The 19316-nt window shown below is 39.7% G+C and carries 14 protein-coding genes; 6 read left to right on the forward strand and 8 right to left on the reverse strand.

What is annotated here, in order from left to right; genetic code table 11:
- The 6 genes from B3C94_RS16790 to B3C94_RS16815 form a co-directional block, all read right to left on the reverse strand.
- Positions 1–1263: TolC family protein (locus B3C94_RS16790; RefSeq protein ID WP_293905715.1), on the reverse strand; the 1263-nt coding region annotated here is incomplete at its 3' end.
- On the reverse strand, positions 1256–4420 hold the full coding sequence (locus tag B3C94_RS16795; protein WP_293905717.1) for an efflux RND transporter permease subunit: 3165 nt from the start codon (positions 4418–4420) through the stop codon (positions 1256–1258). The genes B3C94_RS16790 and B3C94_RS16795, both read right to left, overlap by 8 nt.
- 20 nt (positions 4421–4440) lie before the next feature.
- Positions 4441–5523 (reverse strand): efflux RND transporter periplasmic adaptor subunit, encoded by a 1083-nt coding sequence (locus tag B3C94_RS16800; RefSeq protein ID WP_293905720.1) that lies wholly within the window; start codon positions 5521–5523, stop codon positions 4441–4443.
- Positions 5524–6187: 664 nt separating this feature from the next.
- Positions 6188–7402, reverse strand: coding sequence for a DUF763 domain-containing protein (locus B3C94_RS16805; protein WP_293905723.1), 1215 nt, complete (start codon positions 7400–7402; stop codon positions 6188–6190).
- 159 nt (positions 7403–7561) lie between these two features.
- Positions 7562–8212: a hypothetical protein gene (locus B3C94_RS16810; RefSeq protein WP_293905725.1), complete on the reverse strand. Its 651-nt coding sequence runs from the start codon at positions 8210–8212 to the stop codon at positions 7562–7564.
- A 93-nt stretch (positions 8213–8305) separates the two neighbouring features.
- Complete coding sequence (locus tag B3C94_RS16815; RefSeq protein WP_293905727.1) at positions 8306–11227, reverse strand: FAD-binding and (Fe-S)-binding domain-containing protein; 2922 nt, start codon at positions 11225–11227, stop codon at positions 8306–8308.
- Between the two features lie 213 nt (positions 11228–11440).
- On the opposite strand from B3C94_RS16815, the gene B3C94_RS16820 reads away from it, so the two are divergent.
- The 6 genes from B3C94_RS16820 to B3C94_RS16845 all read left to right on the forward strand — a co-directional run bounded on the left by B3C94_RS16820 (position 11441) and on the right by B3C94_RS16845 (position 16866).
- Positions 11441–11944: an FUSC family protein gene (locus B3C94_RS16820; protein WP_293905729.1), complete on the forward strand. Its 504-nt coding sequence runs from the start codon at positions 11441–11443 to the stop codon at positions 11942–11944.
- A gap of 182 nt (positions 11945–12126) precedes the next feature.
- Positions 12127–12600, forward strand: a complete 474-nt coding sequence (locus tag B3C94_RS16825; protein ID WP_046673335.1) for an Lrp/AsnC family transcriptional regulator — start codon at positions 12127–12129, stop codon at positions 12598–12600.
- Between the two features lie 18 nt (positions 12601–12618).
- Entirely contained in the window at positions 12619–13686 is a 1068-nt protein-coding gene (locus B3C94_RS16830) for an EamA family transporter (RefSeq protein ID WP_293905733.1), read from the forward strand.
- A 146-nt stretch (positions 13687–13832) separates the two neighbouring features.
- Complete coding sequence (locus B3C94_RS16835; RefSeq protein WP_293905736.1) at positions 13833–14594, forward strand: 5'-nucleotidase C-terminal domain-containing protein; 762 nt, start codon at positions 13833–13835, stop codon at positions 14592–14594.
- On the forward strand, positions 14572–15531 hold the full coding sequence (locus tag B3C94_RS16840) for a bifunctional metallophosphatase/5'-nucleotidase (protein ID WP_293905739.1): 960 nt from the start codon (positions 14572–14574) through the stop codon (positions 15529–15531). The genes B3C94_RS16835 and B3C94_RS16840 overlap by 23 nt, the downstream gene beginning before the upstream one ends.
- Positions 15532–15651: 120 nt before the next feature.
- Positions 15652–16866, forward strand: a complete 1215-nt coding sequence (locus B3C94_RS16845) for an MFS transporter (protein ID WP_293905742.1) — start codon at positions 15652–15654, stop codon at positions 16864–16866.
- Between the two features lie 73 nt (positions 16867–16939).
- Here the strand turns inward: B3C94_RS16845 and B3C94_RS16850 are convergent, their stop codons facing one another.
- Entirely contained in the window at positions 16940–18943 is a 2004-nt protein-coding gene (locus B3C94_RS16850; RefSeq protein WP_293905744.1) for a M13 family metallopeptidase, read from the reverse strand.
- A gap of 103 nt (positions 18944–19046) precedes the next feature.
- A complete protein-coding gene (locus tag B3C94_RS16855; RefSeq protein WP_293905746.1) occupies positions 19047–19256 on the reverse strand; it encodes a hypothetical protein in 210 nt (69 codons plus the stop codon).
- Between the last annotated feature and the right edge of the window lie 60 nt (positions 19257–19316).

Consider the following 19316-nt stretch of genomic DNA (forward strand, 5'->3'; position numbering starts at 1 on the left):
TAAAACCTCAACTTCTTTTGTTTTGAAATCATAGCTGCGGCCAAGGTTTTCAATATTTGAAAGTTGTGTAGAGACCTCTAAGTATGCATTGAGTATTGTCTTCTCGTAATTATAGACTGCCTGTATCTGTTTGGCATTCGCTGTATTAAATTCAGCTTTAAGCCCATTTTTATTAATTAATGGCGCTGCAAGCTCGCCTATTAAATTATATAAAACAGATTCCGGCATCTTAAACAGATAGGACGGTTTAAATGCTTGCAGACCCAAAGCTGCAGAAATTTCCAACGAAGGATAAAATTCTTTCCTTGCTATTTGTACATCCAGTTTGGCCGCCGCGAGTTCATATTCTGCCTCGCGGATATCAGGTCTGTTGCTCAGCAACTGACTTGGTAAACCTGTCTGAACTTTTGAAGGTATCAGATCGACAAAATTACTTTTGTCACGTTTGATTTCTTGGGGAAAACGTCCCAATAGAAAATTAATGCGGTTTTCAGTTTCTTTGATTTGCTGACGTGTTTCAAACTCCATACCTTTAGTTTTCAACACTTCAGCTTCAAACTTCTGAACAGCTAGTTCAGTTACCCGAGCAGCTTGCTTCTGCAATCGAATGACGGCAAGTGCATTATCCTGCAACTCAATATTCTGTTTAATGATGGTCAACTGATTGTCCAGTGCCAACAATTCATAATATGATCGGGCAACTTCAGCGATAAGACTGCTCAAGACAAAGTTTTTTCCCTCCACAGTAGCAAGATAACGGTTGAGTGCTACTTGTTCAGCGTCTTTTAACTTTTTCCAAACGTCAATTTCCCAACTCGCATAAGCACCAATTGTCAAATCTCCAAGTGGATCAGGCATTTCTTTTCCGGGTGCAATCTCTGTACTTGCGTCACCGGCTCCCTGACTCGTATAACGTCCCACTTTTTCAACTCCACCCCCTGCACGTAGTCCAACTGTAGGTTTCAACGCACCTTTTCTCAACAGAATATCGTTCTTGGCGATTGTTAACTCCTGTAAAGTAACATTCAGTTCTTGATTATTTTTTAAAGCTGTATCTATGAGCACAACTAAATTTGGATCCGTAAAAAACTCACGCCACTTGACCGATGCCGAATTTGTTGAATCAGATTTAACTACATCCGTAAATTGTTGGGGAACAAATTTGTTCTCCTGTATTTGTGTCGCTTTCGGAACTTTACATCCCGTCACTGCAGCTGAAAGCGAAAATGCAATGACCCATTGTATTTTTCTGCTATTAGTCATGATTATCAATTTCTTCAGTTAATGGATTTTCATCTTCGTGTTTAATAAGCTTACGTCTGGAAGCAATAGTTCCGAAGATAAAGTATAAACCCGGTATTACCAGGATACCGAAAACGGTCCCAAACAACATACCTCCCGCTGCTGCCGTCCCAATCGTACGGTTTCCGATAGCCCCTGGCCCCGAAGCCATAACCAAAGGAATCAATCCCGCAATGAAAGCAAAAGAAGTCATCAAAATTGGCCTAAATCTCACTTTTGCGCCTTCCAAGGCCGCCTCGATGATGCTCAATCCCTGTGAATGCCTTTGCGCGGCAAACTCAACAATCAATACGGCATTTTTACCCAATAGACCGATCAGCATGACCAAGGCAACCTGGGCATAGATATTATTTTCCAGTCCCAATAGTTTTAAAAGGAGAAAAGCCCCGAAGATTCCAATTGGCAAGGAAAGCAAAACAGCAAATGGCATAATAAAACTTTCGTATTGAGCTGAAAGAATTAAGTAAACGAAACCAAGACAAATCAAAAAGATATAAATAGCCTGATTTCCCCTGCCTACCTGATCTTTGGAAATACCCGCCCAGTCAATACCATAGCCTCGTGGTAATGTTTTGGCCGCGACTTCATTAATCACCTGAATCGCTTCACCACTACTATAGCCGGGCGCTGCAGAACCAGAAATCTCCGATGCCATATACATGTTGTGCCGTGTGATCTCAGACAAACCATACACTTTTTCCATATGCATAAATGCTGAAAATGGTACCATTTCATCTTTTTCATTCTTCACGTACAGCTTTAAGATATCTTCCGGCAAGGCTCTATATTGTGGCAAAGCCTGAACCATAACTTTATATTGACGGTCGTATTTAATGAAGTTCGTTTCATAATTACTACCAACCAAAGTTGAAAGTGTGTTTAAAGCATTATCAATAGTCACACCCTTTTGCTGTGCCAAATCGTTGTCAATATGCAACATATATTGCGGAAAACTTGCGCTATAGAACGTAAATACAGAAGCCAGTTCGGGTCTTTTGTTTAACTCACGTACAAACTCCTTACTTACGGTTTCCATTTTCTTGTAGTCACCAGAACCCGCTTTATCTAAAAGTCTGAGTTCAAAACCTCCCGCAGCACCATAGCCTGGAACAGCAGGTGGCTGGAAAAATTCAATGGAGGCACCGGGTATATTTTTAGCGGCAGCTTCAAGCTGCTCAATAATCTCCTGCGAAGATTCTTTACGTTCCTCCCAACTTTTTAAATTGATCAAACATGTACCTGTATTGGCCCCCGTTCCTTCCGTCAAGATCTCATAACCAGCCAATGAAGAAACAGATTGCACACCGTCAATATCTTCCGCTTCTTTTTGCAAAGTCTGTGCAGCAAGATTGGTACGTTCCAAGGTTGATCCTGGCGGTGTCTGAATAATCGCATAAATCATCCCCTGATCTTCATTAGGTATAAAACCTGCTGGAACAGAATTGTTCAAGAAATATGCCCCAATACAAAAGCCTATTAAAACCACGAATGTAAAAACCCGTTTATCGACGATGCCTTTCAGCAAGTAAACGTACTTGTTGGACATCTTGTCAAATAATCTATTAAAGGAATCGAGAAATTTATCAATAATGGATTTCTTTCTCGCTTTGCCATGATTATTCTTCAGCATAATCGCACATAACGCAGGAGTTAAAGTCAATGCAACGACACCTGATAAAATAATCGAAGTTGCCATGGTAATGGAAAACTGCCGATAGAATATCCCGACAGGCCCCGACATAAAGGCTACCGGAATAAACACCGCTGCCATGAGGAATGTAATGGCAACGATGGCACCACTGATCTCATGCATAGCTTTTTTCGTCGCTTTGTAAGCTGAAATATGGAGTTCCTCCATCTTGGCATGCACTGCTTCAATGACTACAATCGCATCATCAACAACGACTCCGATGGCAAGCACTAATGCAAATAGCGTGATTAAGTTGATGGTAATCCCGAAAAACTGCATAAATAAGAATGAGCCGACCAACGAAACAGGTACCGCAATAGTCGGTATCAAGGTAGAGCGCCAGTCACCCAAGAATAAGAAAACGACGATCGCCACAAGCACAAATGCTTCCAATAAAGTATGAATTACTTTCTCCATCGAAGCATCCAAAAATTTGGAAACGTCGTAACTAATCTCGTAATCCAGTCCTTTGGGAAAAGATGCCTTCAGCTCTTTCATCTTATCCTTGACATCCTGGATTACCTGGGAGGCATTACTTCCATAGGATTGTTTTAAGACGATCGCTGCAGATGGTTTACCATTCAACGTAGAATAAATATCGTACATTGCTGAGCCAAACTTGATATCAGCGACATCTTTTAAGCGCAACATTTCACCATTTTCACCGGCACGCAGAACAATATTGCCATATCCTTCGGTTGTCGTAAAACGTCCGGGATATTTTAACACGTATTCGAAGGACTGCGAAGTCATCCCAGACGACTCGCCTGCTTTACCTGGTGAAGCCTCTAAACTTTGCTCGGATAAGGCTTTCATAACCTCTTCTGCAGAAATCTTGTATGCGGTCATACGATCTGGCTTCAACCAAATACGCATTGCGAGTTCTCGCGTACCCAGAATATTGGCAACTCCAACTCCGTCCACACGACGTAACTCAGACACAATATTCATGTCCGCAAAATTGTACATAAAATTGCCATCAAGCTCTTTGTCTTTACTATAGAGATTGATGTACATAAGCATATTAGATTCCTCGCGCGTAATTTTCACACCTTCACGCACAACGATAGGTGGAAGTTTATTGACAACAGAGGCCACACGGTTCTGCACATTCAATGAAGCCTGATTTGGATCTGTACCTAGGTTGAATACCACCTGAATACTTGCCTCCCCGTCGTTACCCGCATCGGAAGCCATATATTTCATGCCCGGAACACCATTTATGGCCCGCTCTAAAGGGATAATGACGGATTTAATCATCAACTCACCATTTGCTCCCGGATATTCGGCAGTGATGTTAACCTTCGGTGGCGATATCGAAGGAAATTGTGTTACAGGAAGCTGCACCATGGAAAGTATCCCCAAAAACACAATGATCAGTGATATAACGATCGAAAGTACTGGTCTATTTATAAAACGACTAAACATAGTAATTTAAGTGTAAGGGATTATTCTGTTTTTAACTTCAAATTTGAAATGGCATCTTTGGGTTGCACAAAGCTGTAGCTTATCTTATCATCCTCCTTTGCTTTTTGGATACCGTCCAATAAAAATTTATCATCTTTTTGAAGTCCACTTGTCACAACATAAAGATCCGGTAAGGAATTCCCAATTGTAATGTGACGGGCTTTCAATTTACCATCTTTATCTACCACATACACATATTTACGATCCTGCATTTCATATGTTGCTTTTTGAGGAATAAGTAACGCCTCTTTCAGCGGAAAATTCATCACAACTTTTCCGCTTTCACCATGCTTCAGTAGACGATTTGGATTTGGAAATTTCGCTCTGAAGGCAATATTTCCTGTTTCTGCATTAAATTCACTTTCGATTGTTTCTACAAGACCGCTCTGAGAAAACAGTTCATTGTTTGCAAGCAGCAAACCTACATGTGTATCGCCACGTTTACTAACGTTAGTTTGGTAACTCAAATATTCAGGTTCGGAAACATTAAAATAAACTAGCATTTCACTGTTGTCTGAAAGGCTTGTTAATAATTCACCTTCATCCACCAAACTTCCTAATTTCAAAGGAATACGGTCAATAGTGCCGTCAAATGGTGCCCTTATTTCTGTAAATGAAAGATGCAATTTTGCGATTGCGGCTTCTGCCTTCGCCTGCTCCAGCTTAGCTTTAGCCATCGCTAGTTCATTGGGCGATACCACATTTTTGTCAGCCAGCGTTTTTGTATTTTGAACCTCTATTTCAGCAACATTAACTTCTGCTGAGGATTTACGATATTCAGCCTCATACATTTTCGGCATAATCCGAAAGAGTAACTGCCCCTTGTGGACAAATTGCCCTTCATCGACAAAAATCTGCTCAAGGTAACCTTTCTCCTGAGCGCGTAGCTCAATATTCCGGAAAGATCTAATTTGGGATACAAAGTCTTTGCGGATTGTAGTATCCATTTGCACTGGGGAAGTCGCGGTAAATTTTTCCTTTTCTGTCTTCTCTTCCTTTTTGGAAGTACACCCGATTTGGCATAAGGTAATAGCCAAACTAGCGAGCATAAATACTCTTTTCATTTGTAAGCGTCTAATTAAAAAAAATAAGTTTGATTGTTTGTTGTTATGGTTGTTGAAATTGCATACACCGGAGCTTATGGTCATGTCTTCTGCCAGTGGTATGCGCAAATCGATCATGATCAAATGGGCTATCCAATAGGATATCCACTAAAGTGTCTGAAATTTCGAAGGGTACTTGTTAAATTCTCCAGTTTTGTTGAAGAACATATCTTTGAGGGAAAAGATAGGCTATGAAATTGCAAAAAGGAATCTTCTTTGCAAATCGAAAAACAAAAACAAAAAGGACAATTGCAAAAAGCAGCAGCGCAACAAATTGAGACGTTACCTGCAAATCTTTGGTCAATTGAAAATTCTCGGTATCAAATTCCTCTATAACGGGATTATCACTATGTATATTCCCATAAAATAACGGATCGATGTGATCAACCGATGCATTAATATACTTCTGTACGTCAGCATGGTTATGCTGATACATAAAACTAACAGCTGGTCGATCGGATTCAATGAGCACAGCGTGGCTATTACTGCTTCTAACGAATAAGAAGCATAGGAAAAAAAATATGGTAATAACCGCTTTCATTGCGGAGCAAATATACTAGCGTACAAATAATTTTAACGATCTTTAACACATTTTAACAAAACGATTACAATTCAAAGATTTTAACTAGAAAAGCGACAGTTGCAAGCCCGGCCCGTTTGTTCCTTGCGGCTCCGCATTTCCATAAACTGTTCGGCCTCCATACTTCCAGGAATCCCTTCGTTCCTCCGCTATAATTTGCTGAATATCAAATTGTGGTTGAAAATCTTTTTCACTATCCAGAACGATCTGATGCAACTTGTTGATTGATCTTAATTTTTCACTATAACCCAGTTTGGATTTTTCAACACCTTTTTGTAAAATCTGAATGCTCTCGTCGTAAATGGTCAACGGAACCGGAAAAGGGTGTCCATCTTTTCCTCCATGAGCAAAGGAAAATCGCGCCGGGTCATTGAATCGTGAAGGTGCACCGTGGATTACCTCACTGACCAAAGCCAATGACTGTAGCGTACGAGGTCCAACTCCTTTTAGAAGCAGTAGGTCTTCAAAATCGCTTGGTTGACTTTCTCGGGCCACGTACAACATTGCTCCCAACCTCTTCAGGTCAACATCAGTCGCACGTACATCGTGATGAGATGGCATAATAAGTTTAGCGAAATCTTGCATAACTTTGGTTGAATCCTCGCCTACCAAAGTCATAATACCTGCTCTATTGGCTGCCGCTTCTCCAGCTGTTAAGTTGAGGATTATACCCTGTGATGGCCCACTGATACCTGCATGTGGTTCTTCAACAAATGATTTGACCTTTTCAGAATGCCAATGGTAACGACGGGCAGTCCCATCCTTTTCATGCATACCTTGCTGGACAACAGACCAATTGCCACGATCTGTCACAATGAAATTGTGTAAATACAGCTGGTAACCGTCCTGAATGGCCGTGTTATCTACCTTAGCAACAAGCTTACTGCTCCGAATCAAACCGTTCCCATCCAATCCCATCCGATCAGAAAGCTGACGCAACTCGAGCGGAGTCTGCGTTGACAGCTTGCCTTTGCCGCCACAGATATAAAGACCAAAAGATTTCGCTTCTGGGTTAATAGCCCGTTTTAATGCCCCCATGACAGATGTCGTGATCCCTGATGAATGCCAGTCCATTCCAAGAACAGCCCCAAAGCTTTGAAACCAAAATGGATCCGATAGCCTTCTTAACACTTCATCTTTGCCATAATCCATTAAAATAACTTCCACGATTGAACGACCTAGAGAAGACATGCGTTCATAGAGCCATGCTGGTACTTTTCCATAATGTAGAGGAAGATCTGCAGTTCCGGAACGTTTCATTTAAAACTAAATTTATTAGTACAAAGCTACTCTATTTTTTTGAAAAATGAAAAAGGCTAGAACCCACTCTAGCCTTTCATCATATTTTCAATCTATATTTTATACCTGAACGTTAGTTTTTTAGAGGTTAAAAAAAAGATAGCCCACAGCAAAATATCGTTATTTCCCGGTTAATGCAGATAAAAATCCTGCTCGGAAAGAAGGATCTTTTTCCGAAAACTCAATAGAATGCTTATATGTATCTACATTAAAAAACAATTCTGCTGGTTCAGCCTTTTTGTTATCGAGGAAAAGCTTAAAGCTATAAGCTGTTTTTTTCGATAAGTCTGCATTTACCTTATTGGATGAAAACACATTCGGAAGAATGACGTCTTTTGTAAAAGAATCAGTTGTAGTGATTTGGAATAAATCTCCTAATGCTTTTATTAAATTATCCGATTGTTGCCCAGATGATGAGATTTTAATTTTCCCTTTGGTAAAACCGACATCGTCACTTGGCTTACCGTCAATGATCCCCGCAGGAATAAAGTCTACAACCTCAAACTTTGCCCCGACCGTATCTTGTTTGTAAAGAGATTTCGTAATATAGATCCGGCTTGAATCCGTTTTAATTTCATCCGTGATACGTAAGAAAAAGTTCTTCTTCTCCGCCCCTGGTGTACCATTGGTAAACTGTTCGATTTTTACGCCTTCAATTTTGTTCACCGTTGTCGTATCACTGCCATCAGTCTTCTTCTGATTGGAGTTGCCGCAACTAGCCATCAGCATGGTAGCGGTCGCAAGAAATGCTATAGATTGAATCTTGTGCATATTGAATTGTTTGTTATCAGTTATCAATGAATATTGCTCTTTTAATATTACCATTATTACTGATAACAAACAACTATTAGCAATGTTTTTATTTTATTTCAATAAAGCATTATACAAAATTTCCACCGGATGATAGGATTTTCTACCCACACCGTCTTTTATCTGATGCCTACAGGAAGTACCCGCTGCGGCAATCAAGGTATCAGTTTCTGTCTTCCGTATGGTTGGTAACAAGACCAGTTCGGCAACTTTCATTGAAATAGCATAATGTTCAGCCTCGTAGCCAAATGAACCAGCCATCCCACAACAACCTGAAGGAATTGTTTCTATACTGTAGTTTGCAGGAAACGATAGGACCTGTTCGGTAACGGATACCAGATGGAAAGCTTTTTGATAACAATGTCCGTGCAGCTTAATCTTTTTTGTTTCATTTGTAAACTGTTCCGGATGAATACGTCCTGCCTTCATTTCAGCCAACAAAAATTCGTCGATCATTAGTGCATTTTTAGCAATTTGCTGCGCTTCGGCACGTAAATCATCATCAACTAAGCTTAAATATTCGTCTCTAAATGTAATTATCCCTGATGGTTCAACACCTAAAAGTGGAGTTTCATCCGTAATTAATCCCTTTAACAAATGAATATTTTGATTCGCAATCTTCTTTGCTTCTTTCACAAAACCCTTGGAAAGATAAGTCCGTCCACTTTGCACATGTTTTGGAATGACTACTTCATAGCCCAATGCAGTCAACAATTTGTACGCTGTAATACCGATCTCCGCATCATTATATTCCGTAAACTCATCCGAAAAAAGGTAAACCCGACGCTTGGAACCATTTATCGCCGCCTGTTTTTTTACCCATTGCGTTAAGGTTGTTCCATTGACTGTAGGCAAGGAACGCTTTGGCGCAAATCCTACCGTTTTTTTAACCAATCCTGACAGAAAATCATTTTTTACTACAAAATTATAAAGCGGAGCAACCCAAGATCCAAGTTTCTGGGACTGTGTGAAATTTGCAATTAATTTCGTTCGGAAACCGGCCCCATGCTCATCATAATAATGCTGTAAAAATTCAGCTTTCATTTTGGCTACATCCACACTGGATGGACATTCCGTTTTACAGCCTTTGCAGCTTAAACAAAGATCCATGACCTCCTTAATTTCTTCGTGGTCGAAGCGATTCTTTTTGGTGGAATTGGTTAAAAACTGGCGCAACATATTTGCCCGTGCCCGCGTAGTATCTTTTTCATCACGCGTAGCCATAAACGAAGGACACATCGTCCCTCCCGTAATTTCGGTCTTTCGACAATCTCCCGAACCGGAACATTTCTCTGCCAACCGAAGAATAGATTCATCTTTCGAAAAGTCAAAGTAGGTCTTTATTTCTGTACGATTGCTATCGTTGTCATAACGTAGATGCGAATCCATTGGTGGCGTATTGACAATCTTATTTGCATTAAAAACACCCTCCGGATCGAAGATGGATTTTACCTCTTCAAGCAATTTGTACACTTTTTCACCAAGCACCTTACCAATAAACTCGCCGCGTAGACGGCCATCCCCATGTTCACCACTCAATGATCCGTTATATTTTAATACCAGATCACTTGTTTTTTCGAGGATAGAACGAAAAGTGCGTTTTCCTTCTGCTGTTTTCAAATTAACAAAGGGCTCAATGTGTAGCTCTCCAGCACCTGCGTGTGCATAATAGGATGCATGTACACCTTCTTCAATCAAAAGCTTCTGAATATCGTTCACATAGGCGGGTAGATCTTCTGGTGATACCGCACAATCTTCAATCAGATTAACTGGCTGGCTATCGCCGGGTAGATTGCGAATAAGTCCCAATCCTGCCTTGCGTACATCCCAAACTAAATTTGTCTGTTCAATGCCGGTAATATAAGGATAGGCATAACCCAAACCGCGTTCAATAAGATCCTGTTTCAAGGCCATAGCTTTCGCTTCAGTTTCAGCAGCTGTGTGCCCCCTAAATTCAACAATCAATAAAGCCTGAGGATCCCCCTCAATAAAAAAACGGTTATACTTGTAGGTTGGATGCCCAACAGTAAAATCCATGATGTACTTATCGACCAATTCGGATGCTTCTGGTTGATGATCTAAGGCAACCACATTCCCATGCATACACTCGACCATATCGGCAAAATGAACGCAGAGCAAACCGAGTTCTTTTGGTGGTAGGGGCATGAGGTTGAGTTTTGCTTCCGTGACAATCGCCAACGTTCCCTCCGATCCAGCCAACAGGTTACACATATTGAAAGGTGCTGACCGATCACTTAAAATATCAAGTGCATACCCTGTATTTCTCCGGGTAATCGATCGTTTTGGATAACCCGCTTCAATAGCACTTAAATGCTGAGGATTGGATAACAGTTCGTTCATTTGACGATAGATATCTCCTTCACGATTAGGTAGTAATAATTTTTTGAAATAAGTTGCCTCATCAATAGCCTCAAATGTCACTTCCGAGCGATCGTCCAAAAGTACATCGGCAGAAATTAAGTTGTGCCGGGTATCACCCCAAACGATAGAATGAAGACCAGAGGAGTTATTTCCGATCATGCCACCTATCATGGCGCGACTTGCCGTCGAAGTTTCGGGACCAAACATAAGACCGAATGGCTTAAGATAACTGTTCAAGTCATCACGGATCACCCCAGGTTGCACCCGTACCCATTGCTCTTCTACATTAAGTTCGATAATAGCATTAAAATGACGGGAAACATCCATAATAATACCATGACCAACAACCTGTCCCGCGAGAGAAGTACCCGCGGTACGTGGTATTAACGTAACCTTGTTGTTGTGCGCAAAATCAATTAATTTTTTGATATCATCAATATCGGCAGGTATTGCCACAGCCAACGGCTTTTCCTGATAAACAGAAGCATCTGTTGAATAGGCAAGCAACATCGTTTGATCCTTGGTTTCACTGGTATAATAAAGCTCTCCTTTGAGTAGAGACGCTAATAAGGCTAATTGATTTTGATCTTTCACTTAATCTGCATTTAATGTATGAAACAAATCTAGTTAAATTTATGCTTTGGAAAAAGAGAAGAATGCAAGAAATATGCAAATCAAAAATGAAAAACGCATAAAAACGCAAATCGCACAATTTACAATAAAAGTCAATTTAATTTCGTCTCTTCAATCAATGCACGTATTTTTGTTGCACTACATTATTTAGTTAACGATTGATATCTTCCTTATATGCGTAACCTACTCCTTCGCTATACGCTTCATTCCGACTTTATTATATACACCATACGGGTGTTGATAGGTTTCCTTATAGGCTATCCCCTTTTTATATCCTTTCCACAATACTCCGTTTCGTGGACCCTCATTTCGATTATTCTGGTTATTTCCCCACAAGAAAACGAGTCCAAGAAAATAGCTATCGACCGTGCGAAATCTAATTTCATTGGATCGGCTATTGGTCTCAGTCTATATTTCGTCCCTATTTCGCAACTCTATGCAATGATAATCGGCATTGTGGCATCATTGATTATATGTAAAGTGCTCAATATTATGGCCGTGGCCAGGACCTCAATGGTCGCGTTAATTATCGTCTATCTTCATGAACAAGAAAGCCGCTCCTACTTTGCTGCATTGGATCGTTTTGGCTGCGTCTGCTTAGGTTGTCTTATCGGTTTGAGTGTAATTCTATCGACTAGAAATATGATTATGAAACTTAGAGAAAGGTACAATTGTTGAGGTAAGTATCTGGCTTTTATAAGGTAACACTTTTCATTTCAAGTCCATGTGATAAATAGTTATGGTTTCTTTACAATAAATTCGAATAAAATTCACATCATATTCTAGTTGTTCAGAATTTAATTCAGAATTGTGTAAAGTATTTTGAATTTTATACTTTTTTACTTACCTTTGCAGTCGAAATGACAAAAGTAGAATATAATTTAGACCAGGTCGATTATAAAATCTTGCGTTTGATGCAGGATAATGGCCGTATCAACAATGCTGATATCGCGCGGGAATTAGGTATGGCGCCATCTGCAATTCTTGAGCGTGTAAAGAAGCTTGAGCAGAAAGATGTAATTTTAAAGTATAGTGCCAAGATCAATCCTGCTGCTGTGGATCAAAAACTTTTATCGTTTATTTTCATAAAAGCCAATGATATAATTGGCGAACAAGGTGTAGGGTTAGCACTTGCCGAAATCCCAGAGGTACAGGAAGTACATGATATTGCGGGTGACGATGGTTATCTTATTAAAGTAAGAACAGCGGATTCAACCGGATTGGTGGATCTGATGCGCAATACATTAAGTAAGGTCGAAGGCATTATTTCGACGCGAACAACAATTGTACTTCAAACGGTAAAGGAAGATCAGCAAGTTGTCATACCTGAATAATAGAAAGGAGGTTTAATCATGTTGCAAGAACAAAAAAAGGTAGCAAACCCATTAATGGTTGTTGTAGCCTATTTCATTATTTATGTGGTGTGGGGTTCCACCTTTTTCTTTATAGAAAAAGCATTACATAGTTTTCCCCCATTTATTTTGGGTTCGTTTAGATTTGTGGCAGCCAGTGCAATCTTAATGACGTACTGCGCTATAAAAGGTTATAAATTATTTAACAAGCGTTCCATTCAGGAAGCAGCAATCGTTGGGTTTTTATTGCTCTTCGTTGATATGGCTGGCGTGATCTGGGCCGAACAATATGTATCCGGTGGTGTGGCCGCTATCATTGCCGCAGCTGCAGCAATCTGGTTTATTCTACTGGACAAACCCAAATGGAAAGAAAACTTTAGTAGCATTAGTACGGTCGCTGGTGTAGCACTGGGTTTCTTGGGTGTCGTGATGTTATTCGCTGAACAGATTATGGCTACTAATGACAAGACAGATGGTACTCTTAAAGTTATTGCGCTATCTATTTTAGTGTTAGGTTCTATCGCTTGGACTGTAGGGTCGTTAATTTCTAAATATTTCAAAAAATCTGAAAAAGAAGAAAAAGAGGATTTGCATGTCATGGTCAAGACTGCTTGGCAAATGGTGACAGCAGGCATACTTTTCAATATCACAGCCGTTTTCACTGGTGAATATGCGTCATTTACACTAAGCAGTGTCGCCCCTGTTGATTGGTTCAACCTGGGATATCTAATCACATTTGGTTCAATTCTTGCCTTCAGTTCTTATATTTGGTTATTGCAAGTTCGTCCGGCAATGGAAGTAAGTACGTATGCGTATGTGAATCCAATTATTGCACTTATTTTAAGTCATTTCTTCACTTCGCATGCTGTAACCTCCTTGCAGATTGTTGGCTTAGCTGTTATTCTATTTTCGGTATTATTAATGAACTGGAAAGCCTATCGCACAAAGTTGTCGTCGCGTGGAAAGAGTAAAAAAATCCTCCAACAGGAGAATATCGCTGATGATTTGAGGAAATCGAATAGCCAAATGGAAATAAATGATATTCCCGAGACGGAATTCGTTCACTAGGTTGTTATTTTTCTAATTATATGGACAAAGCTTAACGTGCAATTGATGTTAAGCTTTTGTTGTTTTTAAAAATTAGCTATCATTGGATAAGATTTGTTCATATATAATTGGCTAACTTTGCGTAGTATTTGGTTAAATTAAAAAGAATGAATATATCGAAGCAAATTGCCTTTATTGGTACGCTTGGAGTCGCTTCGCTTTTGATGGTCACAGGTTGTACGAAACAACTTCATCCAACGCAGAAAGATTTCCAGCAATATCATATCAATAGCGATATGCAAGCTGATCCTGCTGTCGTATCAATCTACGAACCCTTTAAACACAAAATGGAAGCGGAAATGAATCGTGTGATTGGCCATGCGGACAAAGCGTTGACGAAAGAGAAAACAGCAGAGACACTAATGGGCAACTTTTTTTGTGAAGCTTTGTTGTGGATGAGCGAACATCATGCGCATAACCCCGCAGATCTAGCATTTGCAACAAAAGGTGGAATTCGCAATGATCTTAAAGCAGGTGATATTACTGTGGGACACATCTTCGAGGTGATGCCCTTCGAAAATACATTGACCATCCTTGAACTTAAAGGTAGTCAAATCCGCCAGCTCGCCGACTATATCGCAACCACACATGGTCAGCCTATTGCTGGAATGAAATTGAAGATTACAGGCAACAAGGTACAGGATATTAAAATTAAAGATCAACCTGTTGATGACAATAAATTGTATAAACTCGTGACCTACGATTACCTTGCCAATGGAGGAGATAACCTCACCTTATTGACACAACCAGTATCTCGAGCCAATTATCCGCAACGCATGCGCGAAGGATTAATTGAATATGTAAGCGAATTAACGAAGGAAGGTAAAAAAGTAAATGCAGAACTAGATGGAAGAATTAAAATCAATTAATCGAAGATCATTTATCAAGCAAGTTGGTGGATTTTCCGCTGCAGTTGCTTTAGGCTCCCTACCTTTTCAAGTTGATGCTAAAAGCAAAAAGATAAAACTAACAATTTTGCACACCAACGACGTCCATAGCCGTATTGAGCCGTTTCCAATGGATGGCGGTAAATACCAGGGATTAGGTGGTGTTGCCCGTCGAAGCACACTGATCAATAAGATTCGCCAAGAGGAAGAACATCTCCTGTTATTAGATGCAGGCGATATGTTTCAAGGCACCCCCTACTTTAATCTATTTGGTGGAAAGCTTGAACTCGACCTCATGACAAAATTAGGTTATGATGCGGGAACCTTTGGGAACCATGAATTTGATAACGGTCTAGCAGGTCTTGTAAAATATCTCGATCATGCCAAATTTCCATTTTTAACAGCCAATTACGACTTTAAAGGAACCGTATTGGAAGGAAAGACACAAGACTATACCCTATTCAATAAAGGCGGAATTAAAATTGGCGTATTTGGATTGGGAGTAGATATTGAAGGATTGGTGGATCCAAATAATTTTAAGGGAATGAAATATTTGGATCCTATTGAAGTGTCCAACAAAGTGGTGCGGATATTGAAGGAAAAGCACAAATGTGATCTGGTCATCTGTCTATCGCATTTAGGCTATCAATACGAAAACGACAAAGTCTCCGATCTTATTCTAGCGGCGAAAACCTCTGACATTGATCTGATTATTGGTGGGCATACCCACACCTTCTTAAATGAACCAACATTGGTTACAAATTTAAAAGGGACAAAAACTGTTGTGAACCAAGTCGGTTTTGCGGGGATTAATCTCGGACGGATTGACTTCATTATGGAGCCTGGATCCGCAAAGAAACAAATGGTAGCGAGTACGTATCAGGTCAACCCCGCAATTGCAGAAACTCAGTTGGCATAATATTATACACTATTAATAAATGCCAAATTGATCGATCAATTTGGCATTTTTTTTACTAAAACTAGAGAAAAGATATGATCTAGACGGATCATACAACCGATATAAGCTGATAACGATTAAATGAAAAGAATTGTATCTATATACCTAGACTCCTTTAAAGGGCTCTCACAAGCTGCTTGGCTACTAGCCGTTGTCATGCTGATCAATAGAATGGGAAGTATGGTCATCCCCTTTCTTGGACTCTATATGACCCAAGTTCTCCATTTTGACATCAAACAGATCGGAGTTGTTTTGATGAGTTATGGATTTGGATCGGTCTGTGGCTCCTATATTGGTGGCTGGCTAACTGACAAAATTGGTAGCTTCAAGGTTCAGTTTGGAAGCCTTATTCTGGCAGCCCCATTGTTTCTATTGATCCCTCATTTTAAAGAAGTGCAGTCTTTGTCTATCATGATTTTCACATTGAGCTTGATTTTTGATGCCTTTAGACCTGCAAACTCGGTATCCGTGGCGAGTTATGCAAAACCCGAAAATATTACCCGAGCTTTTTCTTTGAATCGTTTAGCCATCAATCTTGGGTTTTCAATTGGTCCGGCAGCAGCGGGATTTTTAGCGACTATTTCATTTAATTGGATATTTTACGGGAATTCATTTGCCGTTCTTTGTGCTGCAATAATTTTCTTTGTCTTTTTCCATAAGCGACAAAAAAGAAGCGACATTAAATCAAAGAAAGAAATTAATATTCATGAAGATTTAGCACAAAAAGCACGCAATCCCTATACCGATATTCCATTTGTATTATTCAATATCTTTTGTTGTATCTTCTCATTTTGTTTCTTTCAACTCATCACAACCTTGCCGCTATTTTACCGTGAAGTACATCACTTGGACGATCATCAGATTGGATTTCTCCTTGGCTGGAGTGGCTTCGTTATTGTTCTGTTGGAGATGTTTGTCGTACATATCGCCGAAAAGAGATTTTCCCTCATCAGTACACTTGTCTTCGGTACGTTTTTATGCGCTGCCTCTTATGCCATGTTGAATTTTAATGGCGGACTCAGTTGGCTCTATTTTACATTTTTTATTTTTGGCCTCGGCGAGATGTTGACCCTACCATTTATGGCAACTGTTTCTGTCAACCGCTCAACTCCCAAAACACAGGGTGCATACATGGGATTTAACTCACTGGCTTTTTCAGCGGCCAATATTTTCTCGCCGCTTTTGGGTACCAGTATTGTTGACTCTTTTGGTTTTACAACATTATGGTGGGCGACAGCCTTAACCCTATCCGCTACTGCTGTTGGCTTTTACCTGGTCTTAAAATGGATGAAATAGCTTAAAATTAATCAATGAAAAGGGCGTATCTCAAGATGGGATACGCCCTTTTTGATTTAATTTAACTTACAAATTACCAAATTTTAATACGTTTATCTACTGGAACAAACATTTTATCTCCATTCTTCGTATCCCAGGCTTTATGGAAAGCATCCAGATTTATGATTGGAGCAAAAGCGCGATACTGTGCCGGAGAATGTGGATCAGTTTTCACTTGATTGACAACAAACTCATCCGTGGTTTTTGTTCGCCAAATAGTCGCCCATGAAAGGAAGAATCGCTGATCCTGCGTAAAACCATCAATTAGTCCAGGATTTCCCTTGTCTTTTAAATAAAGTTGTAAGGCATCAAAAGCGACTGATGAACCTCCTAAATCGCCTATGTTTTCACCTAGCGTAAAACGACCGTTCACAAAGACACCTGGTACTGGTTCATAGGATTCAAATTGACGAACCAAGGCATCAGCTGCTGCTTCAAATTTTGCTTTATCACTATCTGTCCACCAATTGTTCAGATTTCCATTTCCGTCATATTTTGCACCTTGGTCATCAAATCCATGCGAAAGTTCATGACCAATTACGGCACCTATACCACCGAAATTAACTGCAGCATCTGCTTTGTAATCATAGAATGGAGGCTGAAGAATAGCCGCGGGAAAGACAATTTCATTAAACAAGGGGCTATAATATGCATTTACTGTCTGTGGTGTCATTCCCCATTCAGACTTATCCACGGGTTTATCTTGTTTTGCCAAATTTTGAAAAAATGCCCACTTACTCGAAGCTAATACATTTTCATACAGTGATGTGCCAACTTCAAGTTTGCTGTAGTCCTTCCACTTATCCGGATAACCAATTTTAACTTTAAACTTCGCCAATTTTTCCAGTGCTTTTACTTTCGTGTCATCAGACATCCAAGTTAGACCGTTGATATGCTGACCAAAAGCTTTGACGAGATAGCTTACAAGCTCCTCCGCATCAGCCTTCGCCTTTGGTGGAAAATTTTCTTTTACATATAATTTCCCCAACAACTCACCTGCTATAGAATTAACAAACTCCACTCCGCGCTTATCTAATGCACGCTGTTCCTTCTGCCCTTTTAACTTGCGACCCCAAAAATCAAAATATAGGTCATTCAATTCTTGTGTTGTATAGGAAGCCGCATTATTTAAAATATGAAAAGCCAGAATATCCTTGATCACGGATAGATTCTCAGGATTGAAAATTTTGTCTAGATTTTCATAGTATTTTATTTCCGGTACAATAACCGTATCTGCTTTAAAACCGACATCCTTTAGATATTTAGCAATATCTATATTCTTTACCATCTTTTTTAGATCAACTACCGCTACCGGATTATATCGGCCATTTGCATCCCTTGACTGCTCTACAGTTTTAAGATTTGTAGCCAATTGTTTCTCGAAAGCAACAATCTTTGGCCCCTTTAAATCCTTTGTTCGCTGTCCAGACAAAGAATAAAGTGCAGAAATATAATTTGCATAATCATTTAAGGTCTCTTCATTCTTCTTGTCTTTTACCTGATAATAGGATCTTCCCAACCCAAGACTTCCTCCACCTAAATACACGGTATTGACATCTGAATTCTTAAGATGGGCGTAAACATAACCACTGAAAAAAGGATTTCCTCCAATAGGTGCCACTTCGACAAGATATCTATATAAATCATCAAAATTTTTAATCGCAGCGATTTTATGAAGATATGGCTTAACAGGTTCCAAACCAAGCTTATTACGCGTTTTCATGTCTACGAATGATTTATACAAATCACCGATCTTCTGATTGTCTGTTCCTTTCTGAAACTGGCCAGAAAGCGACTCTTGTAAAACCTTTAACGTAGCAATATCTGTATTTTCGCGGAGCTCGTCGAATGATCCCCAACGCGCCTTATCCGAAGGGATTTTCACTGTCTTCATCCACTGTCCATTTACAAAATTATAAAAGTCATCTTGGGGGCGCACACTTTTATCCATGTAACTTACATTGATTGCATTGTTTTGCGCATGACTTGTCAATGAACCACAGGCCAGCAGGGCTGCTAGGAGTATGTTTTTTTTCATATACAATTTTAGTTTGTTTGTGCTATACACAAACTTAACAAAACTTATTCTATTGTCGATGCAACAAATAAGGTTCATACTGCAACTAAAATGATACGCTATATTAGGTTTGTGTCTTATTTCGTGTAGATTTACGCAAAACAAGAATAAAAATCAGTAAAAACAGTGCAACTCCCGCAACCCATATCCACGGATTAGCATACCATAAAGTTCCATTCGCTTCTTTGAGTTTTTGATTTTCTTCAATAGGAACCTGGCCATTCAGCAAAAATACTGAAAACACAGCGAAACAAAACAAAGCAGTCTTTTTCATATCAATTCACTTCAATATAAATAGAATGCTTTTTTGAATAGTTTTGTTTGAATAAAAGTA

Source organism: Sphingobacterium sp. UBA5670 (assembly GCF_002420705.1).
Taxonomy (GTDB): Bacteria; Bacteroidota; Bacteroidia; order Sphingobacteriales; family Sphingobacteriaceae; genus Sphingobacterium.